14 protein-coding genes are annotated in these 20,657 nt (G+C 66.5%); 9 read left to right on the top strand and 5 right to left on the bottom strand.

Features of this window, described 5'->3' with window-relative positions:
- Nucleotides 1–28: 28 nt before the first annotated feature.
- From ABZ004_RS15160 to ABZ004_RS15140, 5 genes are all read left to right on the top strand, one after another.
- Nucleotides 29–733 carry an SDR family oxidoreductase gene (locus ABZ004_RS15160; RefSeq protein ID WP_355680439.1) on the top strand — a complete coding sequence of 235 codons (705 nt, stop codon included), beginning with the start codon at nucleotides 29–31 and terminating at the stop codon, nucleotides 731–733.
- Between the two features lie 87 nt (nucleotides 734–820).
- Nucleotides 821–1,429: an alcohol dehydrogenase catalytic domain-containing protein gene (locus ABZ004_RS15155; RefSeq protein ID WP_355680438.1), complete on the top strand. Its 609-nt coding sequence runs from the start codon at nucleotides 821–823 to the stop codon at nucleotides 1,427–1,429.
- Between the two features lie 94 nt (nucleotides 1,430–1,523).
- Complete coding sequence (locus ABZ004_RS15150; protein ID WP_355680437.1) at nucleotides 1,524–2,327, top strand: thioesterase family protein; 804 nt, start codon at nucleotides 1,524–1,526, stop codon at nucleotides 2,325–2,327.
- Between the two features lie 319 nt (nucleotides 2,328–2,646).
- Nucleotides 2,647–5,424 carry a glycoside hydrolase family 2 TIM barrel-domain containing protein gene (locus tag ABZ004_RS15145; RefSeq protein ID WP_355680436.1) on the top strand — a complete coding sequence of 926 codons (2,778 nt, stop codon included), beginning with the start codon at nucleotides 2,647–2,649 and terminating at the stop codon, nucleotides 5,422–5,424.
- Nucleotides 5,425–5,484: 60 nt separating this feature from the next.
- The gene (locus tag ABZ004_RS15140) at nucleotides 5,485–6,486 is read left to right on the top strand and encodes a LacI family DNA-binding transcriptional regulator (RefSeq protein ID WP_355680435.1); all 1,002 of its coding nucleotides are present in this window, start codon (nucleotides 5,485–5,487) and stop codon (nucleotides 6,484–6,486) included.
- Between the two features lie 8 nt (nucleotides 6,487–6,494).
- On the opposite strand, the gene ABZ004_RS15135 is transcribed toward ABZ004_RS15140, so the two are convergent.
- The gene (locus ABZ004_RS15135; RefSeq protein ID WP_355680434.1) at nucleotides 6,495–7,505 is read right to left on the bottom strand and encodes a LacI family DNA-binding transcriptional regulator; all 1,011 of its coding nucleotides are present in this window, start codon (nucleotides 7,503–7,505) and stop codon (nucleotides 6,495–6,497) included.
- A gap of 150 nt (nucleotides 7,506–7,655) precedes the next feature.
- Between ABZ004_RS15135 and ABZ004_RS15130 the strand changes: the two genes are divergently transcribed.
- Genes ABZ004_RS15130 through ABZ004_RS15115 form a run of 4 tightly spaced genes read left to right on the top strand, consistent with a single transcriptional unit; the run spans nucleotide 7,656 to nucleotide 14,666 of the window.
- On the top strand, nucleotides 7,656–10,853 hold the full coding sequence (locus tag ABZ004_RS15130; protein ID WP_355680433.1) for a glycosyl hydrolase 115 family protein: 3,198 nt from the start codon (nucleotides 7,656–7,658) through the stop codon (nucleotides 10,851–10,853).
- A 39-nt stretch (nucleotides 10,854–10,892) separates the two neighbouring features.
- On the top strand, nucleotides 10,893–12,188 hold the full coding sequence (locus tag ABZ004_RS15125; RefSeq protein ID WP_355680432.1) for an SGNH/GDSL hydrolase family protein: 1,296 nt from the start codon (nucleotides 10,893–10,895) through the stop codon (nucleotides 12,186–12,188).
- 39 nt (nucleotides 12,189–12,227) lie between these two features.
- Nucleotides 12,228–13,268 carry a non-reducing end alpha-L-arabinofuranosidase family hydrolase gene (locus tag ABZ004_RS15120; protein WP_355680431.1) on the top strand — a complete coding sequence of 347 codons (1,041 nt, stop codon included), beginning with the start codon at nucleotides 12,228–12,230 and terminating at the stop codon, nucleotides 13,266–13,268.
- Between the two features lie 9 nt (nucleotides 13,269–13,277).
- Complete coding sequence (locus ABZ004_RS15115; RefSeq protein WP_355680430.1) at nucleotides 13,278–14,666, top strand: glycoside hydrolase family 30 beta sandwich domain-containing protein; 1,389 nt, start codon at nucleotides 13,278–13,280, stop codon at nucleotides 14,664–14,666.
- A 187-nt stretch (nucleotides 14,667–14,853) separates the two neighbouring features.
- On the opposite strand, the gene ABZ004_RS15110 is transcribed toward ABZ004_RS15115, so the two are convergent.
- The 4 genes from ABZ004_RS15110 to ABZ004_RS15095 all read right to left on the bottom strand — a co-directional run bounded on the left by ABZ004_RS15110 (nucleotide 14,854) and on the right by ABZ004_RS15095 (nucleotide 20,647).
- Entirely contained in the window at nucleotides 14,854–16,068 is a 1,215-nt protein-coding gene (locus tag ABZ004_RS15110) for an acyl-CoA dehydrogenase family protein (RefSeq protein WP_355680429.1), read from the bottom strand.
- Nucleotides 16,068–17,393, bottom strand: coding sequence for an acyl-CoA dehydrogenase family protein (locus ABZ004_RS15105; protein ID WP_355680428.1), 1,326 nt, complete (start codon nucleotides 17,391–17,393; stop codon nucleotides 16,068–16,070). The genes ABZ004_RS15110 and ABZ004_RS15105 overlap by 1 nt, the downstream gene beginning before the upstream one ends.
- Before the next feature lie 154 nt (nucleotides 17,394–17,547).
- Nucleotides 17,548–18,789: a sigma-70 family RNA polymerase sigma factor gene (locus ABZ004_RS15100; protein ID WP_355680427.1), complete on the bottom strand. Its 1,242-nt coding sequence runs from the start codon at nucleotides 18,787–18,789 to the stop codon at nucleotides 17,548–17,550.
- Between the two features lie 271 nt (nucleotides 18,790–19,060).
- Nucleotides 19,061–20,647 (bottom strand): NAD(P)/FAD-dependent oxidoreductase, encoded by a 1,587-nt coding sequence (locus ABZ004_RS15095; RefSeq protein ID WP_355680426.1) that lies wholly within the window; start codon nucleotides 20,645–20,647, stop codon nucleotides 19,061–19,063.
- Nucleotides 20,648–20,657: the final 10 nt, after the last annotated feature.

Raw genomic sequence — 20,657 nt, 5'->3', positions numbered from 1 at the left:
CCACCCCTACCGCTTTGGAGCCAACCCCATGACCTCCCTGGAAGGCGCCGTCGTACTCGTCACCGGCGGCACCCGCGGCCTCGGCAAGGCAGTCGTCGACGACCTGCTGACCCGCGGCGTCACCAAGGTCTACGCGACCGCACGCAAGCCCGGGCCCAGCACCGACCGCCGCGTCATCCCGCTGCAACTGGAGACCACAGACCAAGCATCGGTCGACGCCCTGCCAGCTGCGGCACCCGACGTGACCGTCCTGGTCAACAACGCAGGCATCGACACCTCGAGCCGCAGCTACCTGGACACCCCGATCGAGGACCTGCGTCGAACCATGGACGTCAACTACTTCGGCACCCTGGCCGTAACGCGCGCCGTCGTACCAGTGATCGAGCACAACGGCGGCGGCCACATCTTGACCATGCTGTCCGCCATGTCCTGGGCGGCGTACGGCGGCGGCTACTCGGCATCGAAGGCCGCCCTGTGGCTCCAGACGAACGGCCTACGACTGGAGCTGCTGGACCGCGGGATCGGCGTCACCGGCCTGTACATGGGCTACGTCGACACCGACATGACCGCCGGAGTCTCCTCCCCCAAGACCGCACCGGCCGACATCGCCCAAATGGCCCTGGACGGTGTCGAAGCAGACGACTTCGAGGTCCTGGCAGACGCCACCGCCCAACGCGCCAAGGCCGGCCTGTCACTAGACCTCACCGCTCTCTACCCCCAACTGAAGCAGTAACCCCAATCTATTGCCGCGCGTGACCGGCCAAGGATCTCAGTCATCTGACGCACGCGGCGAGCCGGCCTGAGCACGAAGGATCACGGAATGCGCATCGTCACCCAGGACACGCTCGGCGGTCCGGAAGTCCTGAGGGTCACCGAGGCGCCGCGCCCGGAGCCCGGCCCGACCGAGGTCCTGGTCCGGGTCAAGGCGGCCGGTATCAACCCGGTCGACCTGAAGGTCCGCCGAAGCGGCGGATTCGGCGCTCAACCACCCTTCACAATCGGATGGGACGTCGCGGGCGTCGTCGAGAAGACCGGATACGGCGCCACTGGCCTACGCGAAGGCGACGAGGTACTCGGCATGCCGTGGTTCCCCCGGCCGGCGAGAGCCTACGCGGAGTACGTCACCGCGCCGTCGCGACATTTCGTCCGCAAGCCCGCCGGTATGTCGTTCACCGAGGCAGCCGCGTTACCGCTGGCCGGCCTCACCGGATGGCAGAGCCTGTTCGACATCGCCGACCTCCAGCCAGGACAACGCGTTCTCGTCGGTGCCCACAGCGACCTGCGGTGGCTGCCTTCGATCAAACAAGGCGGTCAGCTCAAGGTACGAGTCGCGCACACCTTCGCGCTCGGCCAGGTGGTCGACGCACACCAACTGATCGAATCCGGTCGCGCTCACGGAAAGGTCGTACTGATCGTCGACCCGGATTGACTAGCACCCAGGTCGGCTGGCTGCCGACCGATCCGCTTCCTGCCGGCGGCGGCTCGTGTTGTCGCTGTGAACCACGACTATGAGGAGAAGCGCATTGGGTACCACCAGTTTTGGTGCAGTGTCGGCCGTCAAGCAGCGCTCGGGCCATTCGTTCGATGTGGAGATCAGCCCGCTGTGGACTGCGGGGGGCCGACCCAATGGTGGGTACCTGCTCGCGACGGCAGCACGGGCCGCGGTGGCATTGGGCGGCCTCCACGCCGATGTCATCGCCGCGAACGCGCAGTACCCAAGGTCGCCGGAGCCGGGATCCGCCGAGGTCGTGCTCGAACCGCTCCACACGGGTCGGACGTCGAGCCATGTACGAGCAACTCTTCGTCAGAACGGCAACCTCTGCGTTGAGGCCTCGTTCATCCTCGGAAGTGTCACCGCTGGCGTAACCGCCGACTGGCAAGCGGGTTTACCCGATGACACTGCGACCGATCGACTGGGTGGAATCCGGGTACCTCCGGTCACCCCGACCGGCGTCACCGCTGCCATCATGAACGAGGTCGATCTCCGCCTCCATCCTGCCACGGCACTGATCGACGGCCCGACCGGCCGCGGCGAAGTACGTGGCTGGCTGTCACTGCCGTCCGACGAACCTTTCGATCCGATCTCCCTGCTGTTCGCTGTCGATGCCCTGCCCCCCGCCACTTTCGATATTGTCCCCACGTCCTTCGTCCCGACGCTGACACTGACCGCATATGTCCGGGCGATTCCCGCGCCGGGCCCGGTCCGCGTGCTGCAGCGGGCGAACCTCATCGCGGACGGCCTGGTCGATCAGGCCTGTTTCGTGTGGGACATCAACGGCCAACTGGTTGCCCAAGCCACCCAGCTCTCCGGCATCCGGCTCGGGTGATCAGCCGACGTCAGCCGACGGCCTCTCGGCGGGCCTGACCTTGACCCGAGTCGAAGCCCTAGCCCTACTCGCCGCCTACGCGCTGACCATGCCCCTGCTGCTCTCAACCTGACTGGTGCGGTCCACAACCGCTGCGCGAGCGACGGCCCGGGCCACGAGCACGCCAACCGCTACCTCGCTGCATCTGCGGCAATTGGCCACCGACCAGGTGTTGACATCCTGGTGAACCACGCCGATATTTGCAAACGTTTGCACACTACTCCCCCGCGCTCGCCGCCCCTGGCCGCGGTGGCAACAGCGATCGTCAGTGAGGCTTGACATGACCCTTCAACGACGACATTTCCTTGCGCTCGGTGCCGCCGGTGCGGCCGCCGCTACCTTGAGCCGGCCGGATTCTGCGGCCGCCGCCGGTCTGGCCTCGACCGAGATCCGGTATCTGACCGGTGCCGATCGCGACACCCCGGTCGACTGGGACTTCATGGTCAGTAGCGGCCGGCGTAGCGGTGTCTGGTCGAGCATCCCGACGCCATCGCAATGGGAGTGCGAGGGCTTCGGCACCTACCGCTGGGGCTGGAACCTGGCACCGGAGGAGATCGGCCATTACCGGCACAGCTTCACGGTGCCCGGAAGCTGGAAGGACCGGCGGACCTACCTGGTCTTCGAGGGTTCGATGACCGACACCGAGGTGTGGCTGAACGGCGAGAGCGCCGGCCCGAAACACCAAGGTGGCTTCTACCGGTTCCGCTATGACGTCACCGGCAAACTGCTGCCAGGAGCGTCCAATCTGCTGGAAGTGACCGTCGCCCGGGAGTCTGCCGACGAGTCGATCAACCGCGCCGAGCGGATGGGCGACTACTGGAACTTCAGTGGTATCTATCGACCCGTCTACCTGCAGTCCGAGCCGATGGAAGCCGTCGACAGGCTCGCTGTGGATGCCCGGGCCGACGGGTCGTTCGCCGTCGATACCTACCTGACCGGCGTGACAACGGCAGATCGGGTGATCGCGCAGATCCGCCGCCTGGACGGCACCCCGGTCGGCAGTCGGTTCAGCGCAAGCATCGATGGCCAGGAGAAGGTCACAGTACGGACGACGATCGACCGACCGGACCTGTGGAGTGCCGAGACGCCGAATCTCTACCAGGTGGAGGTCACGTTGGCGTCGAAGGCCGACTGGCTGCACACGACCAGCGCCCGGTTCGGGTTCCGCACGATCGAGGTACGGGCCGGCGACGGCGTGTACGTCAACGGCGCCAAGATCGTCTTCAAAGGCGTCTGCCGACACACCAGCTGGCCGACCTCGGGCCGGACGAGCAGCAAGAAGCTCACCCGCGACGACATCTCGCTGATCAAGGAGATGAACATGAACGCGGTGCGGATGTCGCACTATCCACCGGACACCCACTTCCTGGACCGCTGCGACGAGGTCGGCCTGTACGTGCTCGACGAACTCGGCGGCTGGCAGAAGAAGTACGACGAAGGCGTGGCGGCCCCGCTGGTCAAGTCGATGGTCACCCGCGACGTCAACCATCCCTCGATCGTCTTCTGGGACAACGGCAACGAAGGCGGCTGGAACACCGCTCTGGACGACGACTTCGCGCTCTACGACCCGCAGCAGCGCAAGGTTCTGCACCCTTGGGCCAACTTCAGCGACATCAACACCGACCACTACGAGACCTACGACAGCACCCGTCGCATCCTCGAGGGCACCACGATCTTCATGCCGACGGAGTACTTGCACGGCCTGTACGACGGTGGCCACGGCGCCGGCCTGGACGACTACTGGAAGCTGTTGGGCGAACGGCCACTCAGCGCGGGCGGCTTCCTCTGGTCGTTCGCCGACGAAGGCGTGGTCCGCGAAGACCTCGACGGCAGGATGGATGTCAACGGCAACCAAGCTCCGGACGGCATCATCGGCCCCTTCCGGGAGAAGGAGGCCAGCTTCTTCACCATCAAGGACATCTGGTCGCCGATCCAGACGACCCTGCCGCCTGAATTGCCCACCGACTTCACCGGCGACCTGCCGATAGTCAACCGATACGCCTTCACCAACACGTCAGACTGTCGTTTCGAGTGGTCGCTGATCGACTACGCAGGCCCGGCGGACCGTCGTACCGGTCACACGGTTCGCGTCGCGGGGGCGGCGAAGCGGTTGGATCTGGCCGCTGGCCACGCTGGAGTCCTGCCACTGCGGCTGCCTTCGAACTGGCGACGCCACGATGCGCTGGCCGTGGCTGTCACCGATCCGACCGGACGGCAGATCGCCCGGTGGGTATGGCCCACCAAGAGCGCGGCCGATCATGCCCGGGCCCTGGTGCGACCCGGCCGCGGTAGCGTCGATGCCGTCGCGACCGAGGACGGCATCACGCTGCGAGCCGGCAAGACCGGCGTCACCATCGACGCCCACACCGCAAGACTGACCGGCGTAACCTACGGCGGGTTGCCGATCTCGCTGTCGAACGGTCCCGCTCCGGCGACCGGCACGGCGGCCCTGCGCAGCCTGAGTCATGGCGCCGAAGGGAGGGCGTACGTCGTTCGCGCGGAGTACGACGGTGGCCTGGCGTCGGTTCAGTGGCGACTCCAGCCGAGCGGTTGGCTGCAACTGGACTACAGCTACGACCTAACCGGAAGTCATGACTACTTCGGCGTCAACTTCGACTATCCGCAGGCGAAGGTCGAGGGTGTGAAGTGGCTCGGCCGCGGACCGTACCGGGTCTGGCAGAACCGGATGCGCGGCGTCGTCACCGACGTCTGGGCAAAAGACTTCAACGACACCGCCACCGGCGCCGAAGGCTGGACCTATCCGGAATTCAAGGGCTACCACGCCGACCTGCACTGGGCCGTCCTGCGAACCGTCGAAGGACCGATCACGGTCGTCACCGAGGACAACGGTCTCTTCCTGCGCCTGTTCACGCCGAAGAACGGCGTCGATCCGCGCAACACCGCCGTACCGTTCCCGGCCGGTGACCTGTCCTTCCTGGACGCGATTCCGGCGATCGGCACCAAATTCGACCCTGCGGTCGCCCTGGGTCCGCAGAGTCAGCCCGCCGTCGCCACCGGTCCTTACCACCACACTCTCCACTTCAAGTTCGGCCGGTGACCGGGCCAGGCGACGGTAGGGTGGCCGGGCAGAGCCGTGGACGAAGAGTGGAGGACATCGGTGCCCGCACGAGGACGGGTCCGTCTCGTCGACGTCGCACGAGAGGCCGGCACTTCGATCTCCACCGTGTCGCGGGCTCTGAACGGCTCTCCCCTGATCTCGACCGAGGTGACGGAGCGGGTGCGTGCCGTCGCCGGCCGAATCGGCTACCGAGCCGACACCGTCGCCCAGGAACTGAAGCTTGGCCGCGTTCGAACAATTGGCGTGACGGTGCCCGACCTTGCCAATCCCTTTTTTCCGGAGTTCTTGAAAGGCCTGTCGGCAGCTGCGAGAGATGCTGGACACCGGGTCCTGATCGGCGAGAGCGAAGAGGACCCGGTGCGGGAACTCCGGCTGGCGACCGAGCTGGCCGATCACTCGGCCGGGCTGGTGCTCTGCAGTCCACGGCTGCGCCCGGCCGGCCTGCGGCAGGTGCTCGACCTGCAACTGCCGGTCGTCTGCGTCAACCGGCCGGTGCCGGGCGCCGGGCAGATATCGATCGACTACGCGGCAGGCACCCGGTTGCTGCTCAGCCACCTCACAGAGCTGGGCCATCGACGAATCGCCTATATCGGCGGCCCGCCGGCTTCCTGGGCGGACGGCCTGCGCCGGCGCACACTCCGCAAGCTGGCACCGGCGTCCGGCATCGAACTGACGGAGATCCAAGGCGGCTGGTCCGGTGACCACGGGTTCGCGTCCGGCCCGGAAGTGCTGCTCAGCAAGGCTACGGCGGTTATCACGTTCAACGACCTGGTCGCGGTCGGATTGATGAGCTGGTTCGTCGACAACGGCATCGAGGTACCGGCGGAGTGCTCCGTGGCGTCGTACGACGACATTCCACAAGCCGCCTACATGCGACCGCCGCTGACCTCCCTGAGCAACCAGCGAATCATCCTCGGCCGCCTCGCCTGGGCTCACCTGGCCAGCTGCCTCGGCGACGGCACCCGCCCACGAACTACCTTGCTGACCCCCGAACTGGTCATCCGCGGCAGCACGGCGCCCCCGGTCCGTGACCGAGCCTGAAATCCTTTTCAGACCTTCATACGGCGTCCGGCGGTCGGCTTGGCCAGGCCGGTGGTCTGCCGGACCATCAGTTCGGTCGGCAGCTCGCGGATCCGGCTGACCGCGCGAGACTGGTCGTCGAGTAGCTCGAGCAGCAGCTTCACCGCCGCGCGACCGGCAATCTCCTTGGGCAGGCTGAGGCTGGTCAGCGGCGGCTCCACGATGCCCGACATCGGAATGTCGTCGATGCCGACCACACTGAGGTCGGCCGGCACGTTCACGCCGCGCAGCCGCAGTCCGCTGATGGTGCCGAGCGCGACCAGGTCGTTGTAACCGATGACCGCGGTGACTCCCGAGATGATGACTCCCTCCGCCGCTTCCAGGCCACCGGCGAACGTCGGAGCGAAGCTGCCCAGCTGCACGAGCTCGATCGCGCTGTCCTGACAGACAGTCTTGAGAGCTGTCAGCCGCTGCCGGTTGGACCAGCTGGTACGCGGACCGCCGACGAATCCGATCCGCCGATGGCCGAGTCCCGTCAGGTGCTGAATGATCTGGCGGATGCCGTCCAGATTGTCGACCACGACGGCGGGCACTGATCCATGCAGGCGATTCAGCAGAACGACGGGAACCAGGGCCGCGGCTTCTTGGAGCTCGGCCACCTTCAGCCGGGGCGAACAGAGCACGATGCCGTCCACCTGCTTGGCGAGGTCATGCACCAGGCAGAGCTCGGCGGAGGCGTCCTCATCGGTGTCGACGACGAAGACCTGGTACTCGGCCTCTCTTGCTGCCTGCTGAATGCCTTTGACCACCAAGGGGAAGAACGGGTTCGCGAGGTCGGGGAGGATCAGGCCGAAGTTGCCGGTCCGCCCGGTGATCAGGCCACGGGCCGCTCGGTTGGGCCGGTAGCCCAGATGTTCGGCGACCCGGATGACCCGCTCGCGCGTGGCCGGCTCGACGATCTCCGGTGAGGACAGCGCACGCGAGACCGTCGCGGGCGAGACGCCGGCGACCTGCGCCACGTCGCGAATGGTGACTGCCATCGGGCTCCCTGCCTGAAAACGTTTGTCCGAGGTTAGCAGGCTGTCGCCGAGCCATTGCTGAAACGCCCGGCTCATGAAACCCTTTTCACCGGAGTCGGCCCACCTCCGGGAGAGCCGATCAGGTTGTCCCCGAGCAGGAGGGTGCAGGCCATGGGTGAGCACACACGGAGACGGTGGCCATCGGAGCTGGTCCGGCGCCGCCGACGAAGCCTTCCACTGCTGGCCGCGTTGGCCATCGTCGCAGGCCTCCTCCCTGGCCTCGCTTCCGGCCAGGCGGCGGCGTCGGCGCCCACCGCGGCAGCTGCCGGGCTTGCCGGGCAGACGGGAAGCCCTTCGATGGTCTCCTTCGCCGACCACCCCGGCTGGTTCGCCCTGGTCCGGGGCGCGGCTGCGGCCCCGCTCGTGGTCAGCAGCTCGGATTACGAAGGCGTCGTCCGGACAGCCGGCGATCTGCGGACCGACATCGATCGGGTCACCGGTACGCTGCCGCAACTGCTGAACGCCGTACCCAGGAGCGACCGGATCGTTGTCGTCGGCACCATCGGCAAGAGCCCGCTGATCGACCAGTTGGTGCAGTCGCGCAAGCTCGATGTGCGGGGCATCCAGGGCCGGTGGGAGACGTCGGTGCAGACGACGATCCGCGATCCCTTCCCGGGCGTCCGGGAGGCCTTCGTCATCGCCGGCAGCGACCAGCGCGGCACGATCTACGGCAGCTACGAGCTGTCGAAGCAGATCGGTGTTTCGCCGTGGCACTTCTGGAACGACGTACCGGCTGTCCACCACGACGTCATCAGCCTGCAGCCGGGCCGGCATAGCCAGGGCACACCCGCGGTCAAGTATCGCGGCTTCTTCATCAACGACGAGGCTCCCAACCTGGCTTCCTGGGCGCGGCAGTACTTCGGACCAGGGCTCGCCCCCGGACAGCCGCAGGGGTTCAACAGCAAGTTCTACGCGCAGGTCTTCGAGGTGATGCTGCGGCTCAAGGCGAACTATCTCTGGCCCGCTGTCTGGGGCCGCGCCTTCGCCGAGGACGACCCGAAGAACCACGAGCTCGCTACCAGGTACGGCGTCGTCATGGGCACCTCGCACGAGGCGCCGATGATGCGTGGGATCGAGGAGTGGAACCGGCACGCGAAGGCGGCGGTCCGCGACGCGGCCGGCAACATCGTCGAACCCGGGTACGACCCGTACGGCGGCACCGGCGAGTGGAGCTTCGTCCGCAACCGGGCCGCGATCGTGCAGTACTGGCGGGACGGCATCCGCCGGATGCGCAACCAGGCCTTCGATGGTGTGGTGACGCTCGGCATGCGGGGCAACGGGGACACGGCGCTGCCGGACGGCAGCGGCCGGGAACTGATGGAAGAGATCATCGCGGTGCAGCGCGGCATTCTCGCCGACGAACTCGGAGCCGGCACCCAGCCCACCGGCCTTCCCCAGGTTTTCACGCTGTACAAGGAGGTTCAGCGCTACTGGGACCAGGGGCTGCGGCCGCCGGACGATGTCACGGTCGTCTTCGCCGACGACAACTGGGGCAACATGCGCAAGGTCCCGGACCGCGCTCTCGCACCACGCAGTGGCGGCTACGGTCTCTACTACCACTTCGACTATGTCGGTGCGAATCGCAACTACAAGTGGGTCGACACAGTCAACCTGGCGAACACCTGGGAGCAGCTGAACACGTCGTACCAGTACGGCATCGATCGTCTCTGGGTGGTCAACGTCGGCGACCTGAAGAACGAGGAGATGCCGACGCAGTTCTTCCTGGACTATGCGTGGAGCCCGTCTGCCTGGCCGCTGGACAAGCTCGGGACCTGGGAGCGACAGTACGCGGCCCAGAACTTCGGACAGGCACTCGCCGGGCCGATAGCGGACCTCCTGCACGACTACAGCCTGCTTCAGTCCCGTCGTAAGCCTGAATTGCTCAACCGGCGGCAACGGCTGGATCCGGCCAAGGATCCCAGTACGTCGGCCGCAATCGTCACCGACGACAAAGCAAGTCCGTTCAGTGCCGGCAACTACCAGGAGCTGACCAGAGTCACCAACGAATGGCAGGCACTCGCCGCCAGGGCCGAACAGCTGCGAAACAGGATCCCGAGCGGTTGGGACGATGCCTACTTCCAGCTGGTGTATTACCAAGTGGTGGCCTCGGCCAACCTCTACGAGCTCCGTGAGGCTCAGTGGACGAACCTTCGCTATGCACAACAAGGCAGATCCGCCACCAACGACTACGCCGAGGTGGCAGAGGCCCGGTTCGCCACCGACCGGCAGCTCAGCACGTGGTACAACACAAATGTTGCCGGCGGCAAGTGGATCGACTTCCAGCGGCAAACCAAGCTCGGTTACGGGGACAAGGAGCGCTACGGGCCCAACGCCAGCTGGCAGGAACCACCGGATCCCGACCAGATCTACCCTGCGTTGCAGCGGATCCAGGTACCGCAGACGGCGGAGATGGGCGTCACGATCGACGGTGCGGCCGGCCGGTCGGACACGTCCGCGGAGCCCTGGTGGCCGAACTCGACCCAACCGGCGGTGCTGCCGGAGTTCAGTCCGTACCAGACGGCGCCGCGTCAATACATCGAGGTGTTCAACCGCGGCACCTCACCGTTCGGCTACGAGATCACTCCGGGTGTGAGCTGGTTGCATGTCACCCGGGCGAGAGGCACGGTGGACAAGGAGATTCGGGCCGAGCTCTTCATCGACTGGAAGGCGGCACCCAGGGGTACGACGACCGTTCCGATCGTCGTCAAGGGTTCCGAAGGGACCCAGGTCACCGTTCAGGCAGTTGTCGACAATCCCGCTCTCCAGCAATCGGCCGGCCACATCGAGTCCCAGGGCACGGTGTCCATCCGTGCCGACCACTTCACCCGCAAGGTGTCCGACGCGACGGCCGGCTGGGAGACGCTCGACGGCATCGGCCGGACCGGACCCGGAGTCACGCCCTGGCCGGTGACCGCGCCGAGCCGGATCCCAGGAGGTGACGGCGCCCGGCTGGAGTACACCGCAACGCTGACGACAGCGGGACCGGTGCAGATCACGGCGTACGTCTCGCCACGCAACAGCGCCCTGTCGTCCAACGGCCTGCGGTACGGCGTTTCCGTCGACGACGCTGCCCCTCAGCTCGTCACCTTCACCAAGGGATCGGACGACACCACGATGAACGGCGTGTGGGGTCGTTCCACCTCCGACAACGTCAACCGTACGGCGACCACCCATGTCATCGACAGGCCGGGAATTCACACGATCAAGTTCTGGATGGTCGATCCGACCGTCGTGCTGCAGAACCTGGTCATCGACACCGGCGGCGAGCGGTGGAGCTATCTCGGCCCACCGGAAAGCCTGCGCAGGTAGCAGCCCGGCCGCCCGACAGTGCACTGAGGAGTCCGCCCCATGTATCGATCCTCGCTCACCAGAATCATCACGACAGTCGCCACCGCGGTCGCCGTCGTCCTGACGACGCAAGGCCTCGCAGGCCGGAATCAGGCTGCGCCCGGCCCAGAGCCGTCGCGCCCGCACTGGGTCAGCACCTGGACGTCCATGCCGCAGTTGACCGAACCCGGCAATCTGCCGCCTGCTCCCTTCACCCAGCCGGATCGCGTCCTGGCCGACAGCACCTTGCGGCAGACCATCCGGGTCTCGGTCGGCGGACGTCAGCTCCGGCTGAGGTTCTCGAACGCTTTCGGTACGACAGCGCTGCCGATCAGCGCGGCGTCCCTGGCCCTGCCGGCCGGCGGGCAGGCCGGAGTGAGTGCGATCCAGCCCGGTACTGCTCACCCGGTGACCTTCAACGGGAGGACGGCGGCCACGGTGCCGACCGGTGCCCAGATCGTCTCCGATCCGGTCAGCATCGACCCTGAGGCAAGGTCGAATCTCACCGTCACGATCTATCTGGCCGCCGGCCAGGCGTCGAACAACATCACCTCGCATCCCGGCTCGCGGACGACGTCGTACCTGGTCAAGGGGAACCAGGTGGATGCCACCGACCTGTCCGATCCGACGCCGGTCAACCACTGGTACTTCCTCAGCGGCGCGGAAACAGTGTCTGCACGGGACGCCGCGGGCGTGGTCATGCTCGGCGACTCCCTCACCGACGGCCGCGGCTCCACCACCAACCAGAACAACCGCTGGCCCGACCAATTGCTCGATCGGCTGCAGTCCCGGCCGAACACCGCCGGCATCGCGATCCTCAACCAGGCCGCCGGCGGCAACCGGGTGCTCAACAACGGTCTGGGACCCAATGTCTTGTCCCGGGTCGACCGCGATGTCCTGGCCCAGACCAGAGTCGACTGGCTGATCGTGTTCGTCGGCATCAATGACATCGGCAGCGCCGCGACCACCGAGGCAGGGCGGCAGCAGGTCGTCGACGACCTGATCGCGGCGTACCAGCAGATCATTGTTCGCGCGCACGCGCACGACCTCAGGGTGTATGGCGCAACGCTGCTCCCGTTCGGCGGCAACGGGTACGACGATGTGGGCGGCTATCACGAGGCCGCCCGGGTGGCCGTCAATGAGTGGATCCGCACCAGCGGGCAATTCGACGCCGTCGTGGACTTCGAGGCCGCCGTACGCGATCCCGCCAACCCTCGCATGCTGCTGCCTGCGTTCGACGACGGGGACCACCTGCACCTCACTCCGGCCGGCTACAAGGCCCTCGCCGACGCCGTCCCGGCTCGGCTCTTCCACTGATTCGCTCCGGCAAACCGCCCCTGCATGGAGGTTCATCACATGAAGTTGATCCGAACTGTTGTATCCATACTCCTGGCCGCGGCCGCAGTAGCGGCTGCTGGTGGGACCGCTACCGCAGCACTGCCAGCCAGCTTCCAGTGGCGTTCCAGTGGGGTGCTCGTGAGCCCCAAATCCGACGCCACGCACTCGATTCGAGCGGTCAAGGATCCGTCCGTCGTCTATCACAACGGCCGGTGGCATGTCTTCGTCAGTACGACGAACAGCAACGGCGCCTACAACCTTGCCTACCTCAACTTCACCGACTGGTCGCAGGCGAGCTCGGCGCAGCAGTACTACCTGGATCAGAGCGCGATCGGTACCGGTTACCGCGCCGCACCGCAGGTGTTCTACTTCGCACCGAAGAAGCTGTGGTACCTCGTGTACCAGACCGGTGCCGGCGGGTCGTACTCGACGACGACCGATATGAGCAACCCGAAGTCATGGAGTGCGCCGAAGAACTTCTACGCGAGCATGCCGCAGATCATTCGTGACAACCAGGGCAACGGGAACTGGCTCGACTTCTGGACCATCTGCAACACCAGCAAATGCTACCTGTTCTCGTCCGACAACAACGGGCACCTGTACCGGTCCGAGACCTCCGTGGCGAACTTCCCCAACGGCTTCACCAACACAGTCATCGCCCTGCGCGACAGCAACAGGTACAAGCTGTGGGAAGCCTCCAACGTCTACAGGGTGACCGAAACCAACCAGTACCTGCTGGTGGTGGAAGCAATCGGCTCGGCCGGCAAGCGGTACTTCCGCTCCTGGACCGGACCGTCGATCACCGGACCGTGGACCGCGCTGGCCGACACGGAGGCCAACCCGTTCGCCCGCTCGAACAATGTCACGTTCAGCGGTATCGCCTGGACGCGCGACATCAGCCACGGCGAGATGATCCGGAGCGGCACCGACCAGACGATGACGATCAGTCAGTGCGGCCTGCGCTATCTCTACCAGGGCATGGATCCCGGAGCCACCGATCCCTACAGCAAGTTGCCGTGGCGGCTCGGCCTGCTCACCCAGACCAACTCGACGTGCTGAGGAGTCCTGATGCGCAAACTGACCTGTGTGTACCTGGCGATCGCCATGACGGGCGTGCTGACGACGGGCGCGATGGCGCCCGCGTACGCCGCCGCCACTGTCACTGTCAACGGATCGACGAAGTACCAGACCGTTGATGGCTTCGGGTTCTCGCAGCACTTCGGCCGGTCGAACCTGATCCGGAACCTGTCCGACACGAAGGAAAAGGCAGTGCTGGACCTGCTGCTGTCGCGCTACACCGGGGCCGGACTGTCGATGCTCCGGCTGGGCATCAGTTCGGGCGGAAGCTCGATCCAGCCCACCAACCCGGGCGGCCCGAACGCCACCCCACGCTACGTCTGGGACGGCGACGACGACGGTCAGGTCTGGCTGGCCAAGGAGGCCCGGTCGTACGGCCTCAGCCACTTCTACGCCGACGCCTGGAGTACGCCCGGCTACATGAAGAACAACGGCGACGAGGCGAACGGCGGCCAGCTGTGCGGTCTTTCGGGGACTTCGTGCAGCAGCGGTGACTGGCGCCGGGCGTATGCGAACTACCTCGTGCAGTACACGAAGTTCTACGCGCAGGAGGGAATCAAGATCAACGACCTCGCGTTCACGAACGAGCCGAACTACACCACGTCGTACGCGTCGATGCGCTTCACGCCTGCTCAGGCGGTCGAGTACACGAAGATTCTCGGTCCGATCGCACACAACGCCGGGCTGAAGGTCGCGTGCTGCGACGCGGTGAGCTGGCCCGGGCAGAAGAACTACACCAACGCGATCGAGGCCGACAGCACCGCTCGCGCGCAGGTGGACATCCACACCGGCCACAGCTACGGCGGACAGCCGACGGAACCGCTGGCGACCTCGAAACCCACCTGGATGTCCGAATGGTCGCCCAGCGGGACAACGTGGAACGAGGCCTGGGACGACGGCAGCGGGTACGACGGCTTCACCGTGGCGAACGCCATCAACACCGCCTTCACCGCCGGCGGCGTCAGCGGCTACCTCTACTGGTACGGCGCCTCGGCGGGCGCGACCCGCGGGTTCATCCAGATCGAGGGCGACAACTACCGCGTCTCGAAGCGGTTGTGGGCGATGGCCAACTACAGCCGCTTCATCCGGCCCGGGGCCGGCCGGATCGGAGCCACGACCTCAGCCGCCAGCCTCAAGACGTCCGCCTTCCGCAACACCGACGGCTCGGTGGTAGTAGTCGCGCTCAACACGGCGACCAGCTCCAACCAGTTGTCGTTCTCAGTGGCGAATGTGGGATTCACCGCCGGCAGCGTGACGCCGTACCTGACGAACGGGTCGAACAACACTGCAGCCCAGTCCCCGATCAGCCTGACCAACAGCGCGTTCCAAGCGACCGTGCCGGCCCGGTCACTGGTGACGTACGTGGTGAAGCGCCCATGACGATGCTGAGGTCGGCGACCAGCACCCCGCCAGCGAGATCCAGCATGAGTCCAAGTGGAGACTTCATGTACAGCCCGTGCTCGGTCGACGGATGGTCAAGAGCATCCTGCCGTCCGAGATCGCTGTCTGGCTGACCGAGAGTATCTCGGTCACCACGATCCCGGGTTCACAGTTCTTACAGACAAGGTTATTTCAGCTCGGCCGAGGTCTTTCCGAGCAACCGACGGGCGACGATGAGTTGCTGGATTTGTTGGGTGCCTTCGAAGATGTCGAGGATTTTGGAATCTCGGGCCCATTTTTCCAGGAGTTCGTGTTCGCTGTAGCCGAGGGAGCCGGCTAGTTCTACGCAGCGGAGGGTGATGTCATTGCCTACCCGGCCGGCCTTTGCCTTGGCCATCGACGCCTGCAGGGAGTTGGGTTTGCTGTTGTCGGCCATCCAGGCGGCCTGGAGGGTGAGCAGGTACGCCGCCTCCCAGTCGGCCTCCATTTGCAGGTAGGACGCGGCGGCCGCCGTCTGCAGGTGGACCGGGCGGTCGTAGTCGATCTGTACGCCGGCCTCGGAGAGCAAATCGCGGGTGACTTCGAGAGAAGCGCGGGCGCAGCCGACAGCCATGGCGGCGACTAGTGGACGGGTGTTGTCGAAGGTCTGCATGACGCCCGCAAACCCCTTGTCTGCATCGACTTCCGCGGAGCCCAGCAGGTTGGCAGCCGGCACCCGGCAGTTCTCGAAGCGGATCGTTGCCGTGTCCGACGAGCGGATCCCGAGCTTGTGCTCGAGCCGCTCGACCGTCATCCCCGGCGTGTCCTTGAACACCACGAACGACTTGATCGCCGCCCGCCCGAGAGATTTGTCCAGCGTCGCCCAGACCACCACGGCATCGCACCGACCGCCGGCCGTCACGAAGATCTTCTCGCCGTCGATGACGTAGTGATCGCCGTCGAGTCGCGCGGTCGTCTGGATGCTCGCCGAATCCGATCCACACCCCGGCTCGGTGATCGCCATCCCGGCCCACACACCCTCGAACCGTTTCAGCTGCTCGTCCGACGCCACCGAAGCGATCGCCGAGTTCCCGAGCCCCTGCCGCGGCATCGACAGCAACAACCCGACGTCGCCCCAGCACATCTCCATGATCGACAACACCGACGAGAGATTCGACCCGTTCTTCACCTTGGCGTCATCGTCGGCAGGTTCAGTACGCCGTACGCCGCCGGCCCCTGCTCCCTGGCCGGTCCCGGACGCACCCAACCCGTCGACCATCGCCGCGAGCATGTCGAGTTCCTTCGGATACGCGTGTTCGGCGAGGTCGTACTCGCGCGAGTTCGGCCGCAGCATCTCCGCCGCGACCTGGTGCGCCTGGTTGATGAAAGCGCGGAACTTCCGCGGCGTCTCCAGATTGATCATCAGACCAGCACCGCGCCTTCCATCACACCGACGGCCCGCAGATCGCGGTACCACCGCTCCACCGGATGTTCCTTCACGAACCCGTGCCCGCCGAGCAACTGCACCCCATCGGTCCCGATCTGCATCCCCTTCTCGGTACACAGCCGCCGGGCCAGCGCGACCTCACGCGCATACGGAAGCCCTTGCTCAGCACGCGATCCGGCGCGATACGTGACGAGGCGCATCCCTTCAAGCTCGATCCCGATGTTCGCGACCATGAACGCGACCGACTGGCGATGGCTGATCGGCTCGCCGAACGCGGTCCGCTCATTCACGTACGGCGTGACGTAGTCGAGCACCGACTTCGCAGCACCGAGGGCTAGTGCGCACCAGCTGAGTCGCGCGAGGCGCACGCATTCGGCGTAGTCGTCGAGTGTTCCGAGTTGTACTGCGGGGACGTCCTGGAGGATCACCCGGCTGAGCGATGCGGCCCGCAAGCCCATCGAGGGCTCGGCCTCGATCGTGACGCCGGGGTGGTCCGACTCGATCAGGAACAGCGCGGGGCCTTGATCTTCCAGCTGGGCGGCGATGACGAAGACCTCGGCCTCGGCGCCGCGCGGTACGAGGGACTTCACGCCGTTGAGGAGGTGACCGGTTCGTTGCCTCGTCGCGCGAGTCTTCAGCGTGAACGGGTCGAAGAGCGGCCTCGGTTCGACGATCGCGAGTGCGGCGGCGGGAACGGTTTCGCCGGTGAACGCCGGCAGGTACGTCGCTTGCTGGGACTCGTCGCCCCACAGAGAGATCGCCGTACTCACCGCGGCCGGGGCGAGACAGGCGACGGCCTGGCCCATGTCGCCGTGCGCCATCGCCTCGGCGACCAGCACGCCGGTCATCGTGGAGCGCTCACTGACGATCCCGCCGAGTTCCTCGGGGACCTCGATCAGGCTCAGCCCGAGCTCGGCGCTCTGCTGGAGCACCTTGGCGTCCGTCGTACAGGCGGTGTCGGCCTCGGCCGCGGCGGGGCGCAGCACTTCGGCGGCAAACTCCGTCACCAGCGCGACGACCATCTGCTGGTCCTCGGTCGGGGTGAGGTCGAACCTGCCGCTGCCCTTCGCGACCGGGAGGCGGGACGGTTTCGCCAGCTTGGTCGCGGCCGTGAACGTCCGGGAGAGCGCTCCCGCCGTCCGGAAGCCGGTCTTGGTCGCCTCGAACACCACCCGCTCGGCCTGCTTGCGCCAGCCGAGCCGGTCGATCACCCGCGACTTCGCCAGCCGGTTCAGCAGCGCGACGCCCAGCCCGATCGGATCCCGCCGGACCCGGCCCACCGCCGTGCTCTTGTTAACCATGCAGTAACTGTAAACCGAAGTTACAACCCAAGTCACGTGACGCAGGTCTCAAACCGAGGAGGAGATGGGGATCAGGAGGTGAGGTGGCGTGCGGCAGCTCGGATCGGGCGGGTCAGGAGGTGAGGTGGCGGTGCGGCAAGTCGGATCGGGCGGGTCAGGACGTGGGGAGGGCGGCGGCTTTGGATTCGAGGTAGCGCTGTTCCGGGAGGCTCGTCGTACGGCGTGCTGCGGTGAGGTAGTGCTCGCGTGCCTCCGCCGGCCGCCCGGCGCGCTCCAGCAGGTGGGCGCGAACGGCGTCGAGGCGATGGCTTTCCGTGATCAGCCGGTCGTCCTCGATCGTGGTCAGCAACTCCAGCCCCGCCTCCGGACCCGCCACCTGGGAGAGCGCAATCGCACGGTTCAGCGTGACCATCGGGTTCGGGGCGACCTTTTCCAGCAGCAGGTAGAGCGACAAGATCTGCGGCCAATCGGTCTCCTCCGCGCTCGGCGCCTCGGCGTGCACCGCGGCGATCGCAGCCTGCAGCTGATACGAACCAACCTCGCCCCGCGCGAGTGTTCGCAGTACGAGCGCAGCACCCTCCTCGATCGGCTCCCGCAACCAAAGACTCCGATCCTGCTCGTCAATCGGAACCAGACTGCCGTCCTCACGCGTCCGCGCCGCCCGCCGCGCATCGGTCAGCAGCATCAACGCGAGCAACCCCGCGACCTCGCCATCATCCGGCAGCAACTGATACAGCAACCGCGCCAGCCGAATCGCCTCAGCAGTCAGCTCGACCCGCTGCAACGCCGCACCAGAACTCGCCGTGTAACCCTCGTTGAAGATCAGATACAACACCTGCAGTACGACGCGCAGCCGATCCGCCCGCTCCTCCTCCGGCGGAAGCACGAACCGGCTCCCCGCCTGCTTGATGCTCTTCTTCGCCCGGCTGATCCGCGGCGCCATCGTTGCCTCAGGCACCATAAACGCCTTCGCGATCTCGGCCGTCGTCAACCCGCCAACCGCACGCAGCGTGAGCGCGACCTGCGACGCCGGCGTCACCGCCGGATGGCAACAAAGAAACAGCAACGTCAACGTATCGTCGGACTCCGGCGGCTGATCCACATCGGTGCCCGGGGCAACCAATTCCTCCACCCCGGCCATCGCGGCGACATTGTCCTCGCGCTTGCGCCGCGCACTCTCACTCCGGAACTCATCCGTCAGCTTCCGCGTCGCGACGGTGATCAACCAGCCGCGCGGATTAGCCGGTACGCCGTCCGCGGGCCACTGCGTCGCCGCCGCGAGCAGCGCCTCCTGCACAGCGTCCTCGCACAAATCGAACTGCCCATGCCGCCGCGCCAAAAACCCCAACACCTGCGGCGCCAACTCCCGCAGCAACTCCTCCACCCGCTCGCCCACCTCATCTCCTCCCACTCCCCCGACCCTACTTCCCCCGACCCGCCTCACCCGAGCACCCAACCGCCCCCACCAAGCCCAACCTTGTGCACCACCTGAGTGCCGACCCGCCCCCAAAACACTCAACTCGTGCACAAAGAGCCCGCACCCCGGGCGGAGCCGAGGCCGCTGAGTGCGACCAGCACTGGAGGTGGCGGAGGGCCGCGGTTGCCGGGGTACGGGAGGGTCAGCGGTGGAGGTGGCGGAGGGGCGCTGTTGTCGGGGTGTGGGCGGGTTAGCGTTGGAGGTGGCGGAGGGCGGCTGTTGCCGGGGTTCGGGTGAGGGGGCCCAGGGGGGAGGCGTCGCGGAGGGCGGTGCGGGCGGCCAGGTGGCCGCAGGCGCCGTGGACTCCGGGGCCCGGGTGGATGGCGGAGCTGCCGAGGTAGAGGCCGGCGACGACGGTACGCGGACTGCCGAGGCCGATCGTGGGGCGGAAGATGAGCTGCTGGTGTAGCTGCGAAGTCCCACCGCCGAGCGCACCCAGACCCAGCGCGGCGTTGGCCGCAGTGAGATCACTCGGCCGCTGCAAGTCACGATCAAGAACCAGGTCGAGGAACCCGGGCGCATGCCGCTCAAGCGCACGATCCATCCGTACGGCGAGTTTCTCCGCCGTCGCGTCGTCCGCGATCCCCCGCGGAAGATGCGAGTACGCCCACACCGCCTCGCTCCCGGCCGGGGAACGCGACGCATCCGCCTTGGTCGTCTGCCCGACAAGCAGGAACGGCGCCGTCGGCACCCGTCCCGTATCCAGATCCGCCGACGTATGCACCAACTCATCCGCCGCACCACCCAGATGCACCACACCCGCCGACCGCGCATCCTCCGCCAGCCACGGAATCGGCCCACTCAGCCGATAGTTCACCTTCACCGTCGGGTAGTCCCACTCGAATGCATCCAGATCGCGCCGCAACCCCGCCGGAACACTTGCCGCCGGCAACAACTCGCCGTACAAAGCAGGTGCCGACACATCCGCAATCACAGCCCGCCGTACGACGACGCGCTCACCCGACACGGTACGAACTCCACTGACCTTCCCACTCGACACCTCGATCGCCTCGACCGGAGTACCGGAAACCAGTAGCACGCCGGCCTGCTCAGCTCGGCGTACCAGCGCAGCCGAAAGCGCACCGGAACCACCAACAGCAACAGGGAAACCAACGTCCTGCGCCAGCATCGCAAGCAACCACCCCATCGTGCCGCTCACGCTGCCCGTCAACGATGCGTCGGCGTGAAACGCGTTCCCGGCCAAGAGAGCGCGCCCTCGCGGACCGGCGAACAGTTCCTGCCCCATCCGATGCATCGGCATCGCCATGAAACGAGCGAACCTCGCGAGCTCCCCCGCCGAACCAAGTCGCCGAGTGAGCCGCAGCCCCGCACCCACCGGCGGCCATGACGTCAGCAATGCGTCCAGCAAAGGCTCGCGGATCTTGACGTACTGCGAGTAGAGCCGAAGCCAGGCATCGCCGTCCGCCGGGTGATCCACAGCGATGGATTCCGCCGTCCGAGCGGGATCCTCGTGGATCGTTGCCGAGGTCTCCGGATCCAGCAGGTGCGTCAACGGCGACGGGGCGTGCCCCCAGCGCAGCCCGAATTTGTCGAGCTCGAGCGCCCGTAGTACGGGGGAAGCGACGCCGAGCGGATAGCTGGAGCTGAACCGGTCGCTGATCCAGCCGTCCTGCTCGACCGAACGCACCGCGCCACCGAACCCGTCGGCCGCCTCGATCACGACCACGTCCCAGCCTCTGTCGGCGAGGGTGATCGCGCTCACCAGCCCGTTCGGGCCAGAGCCGATCACCACAGCATCAACCACGCGCGGCAGCATGCGATCGACC

The sequence above is a fragment of the Kribbella sp. NPDC006257 genome (genome assembly GCF_040613535.1).
Taxonomy (GTDB): Bacteria; Actinomycetota; Actinomycetes; order Propionibacteriales; family Kribbellaceae; genus Kribbella.
This window is presented reverse-complemented; position numbering and strand designations above follow the sequence as displayed.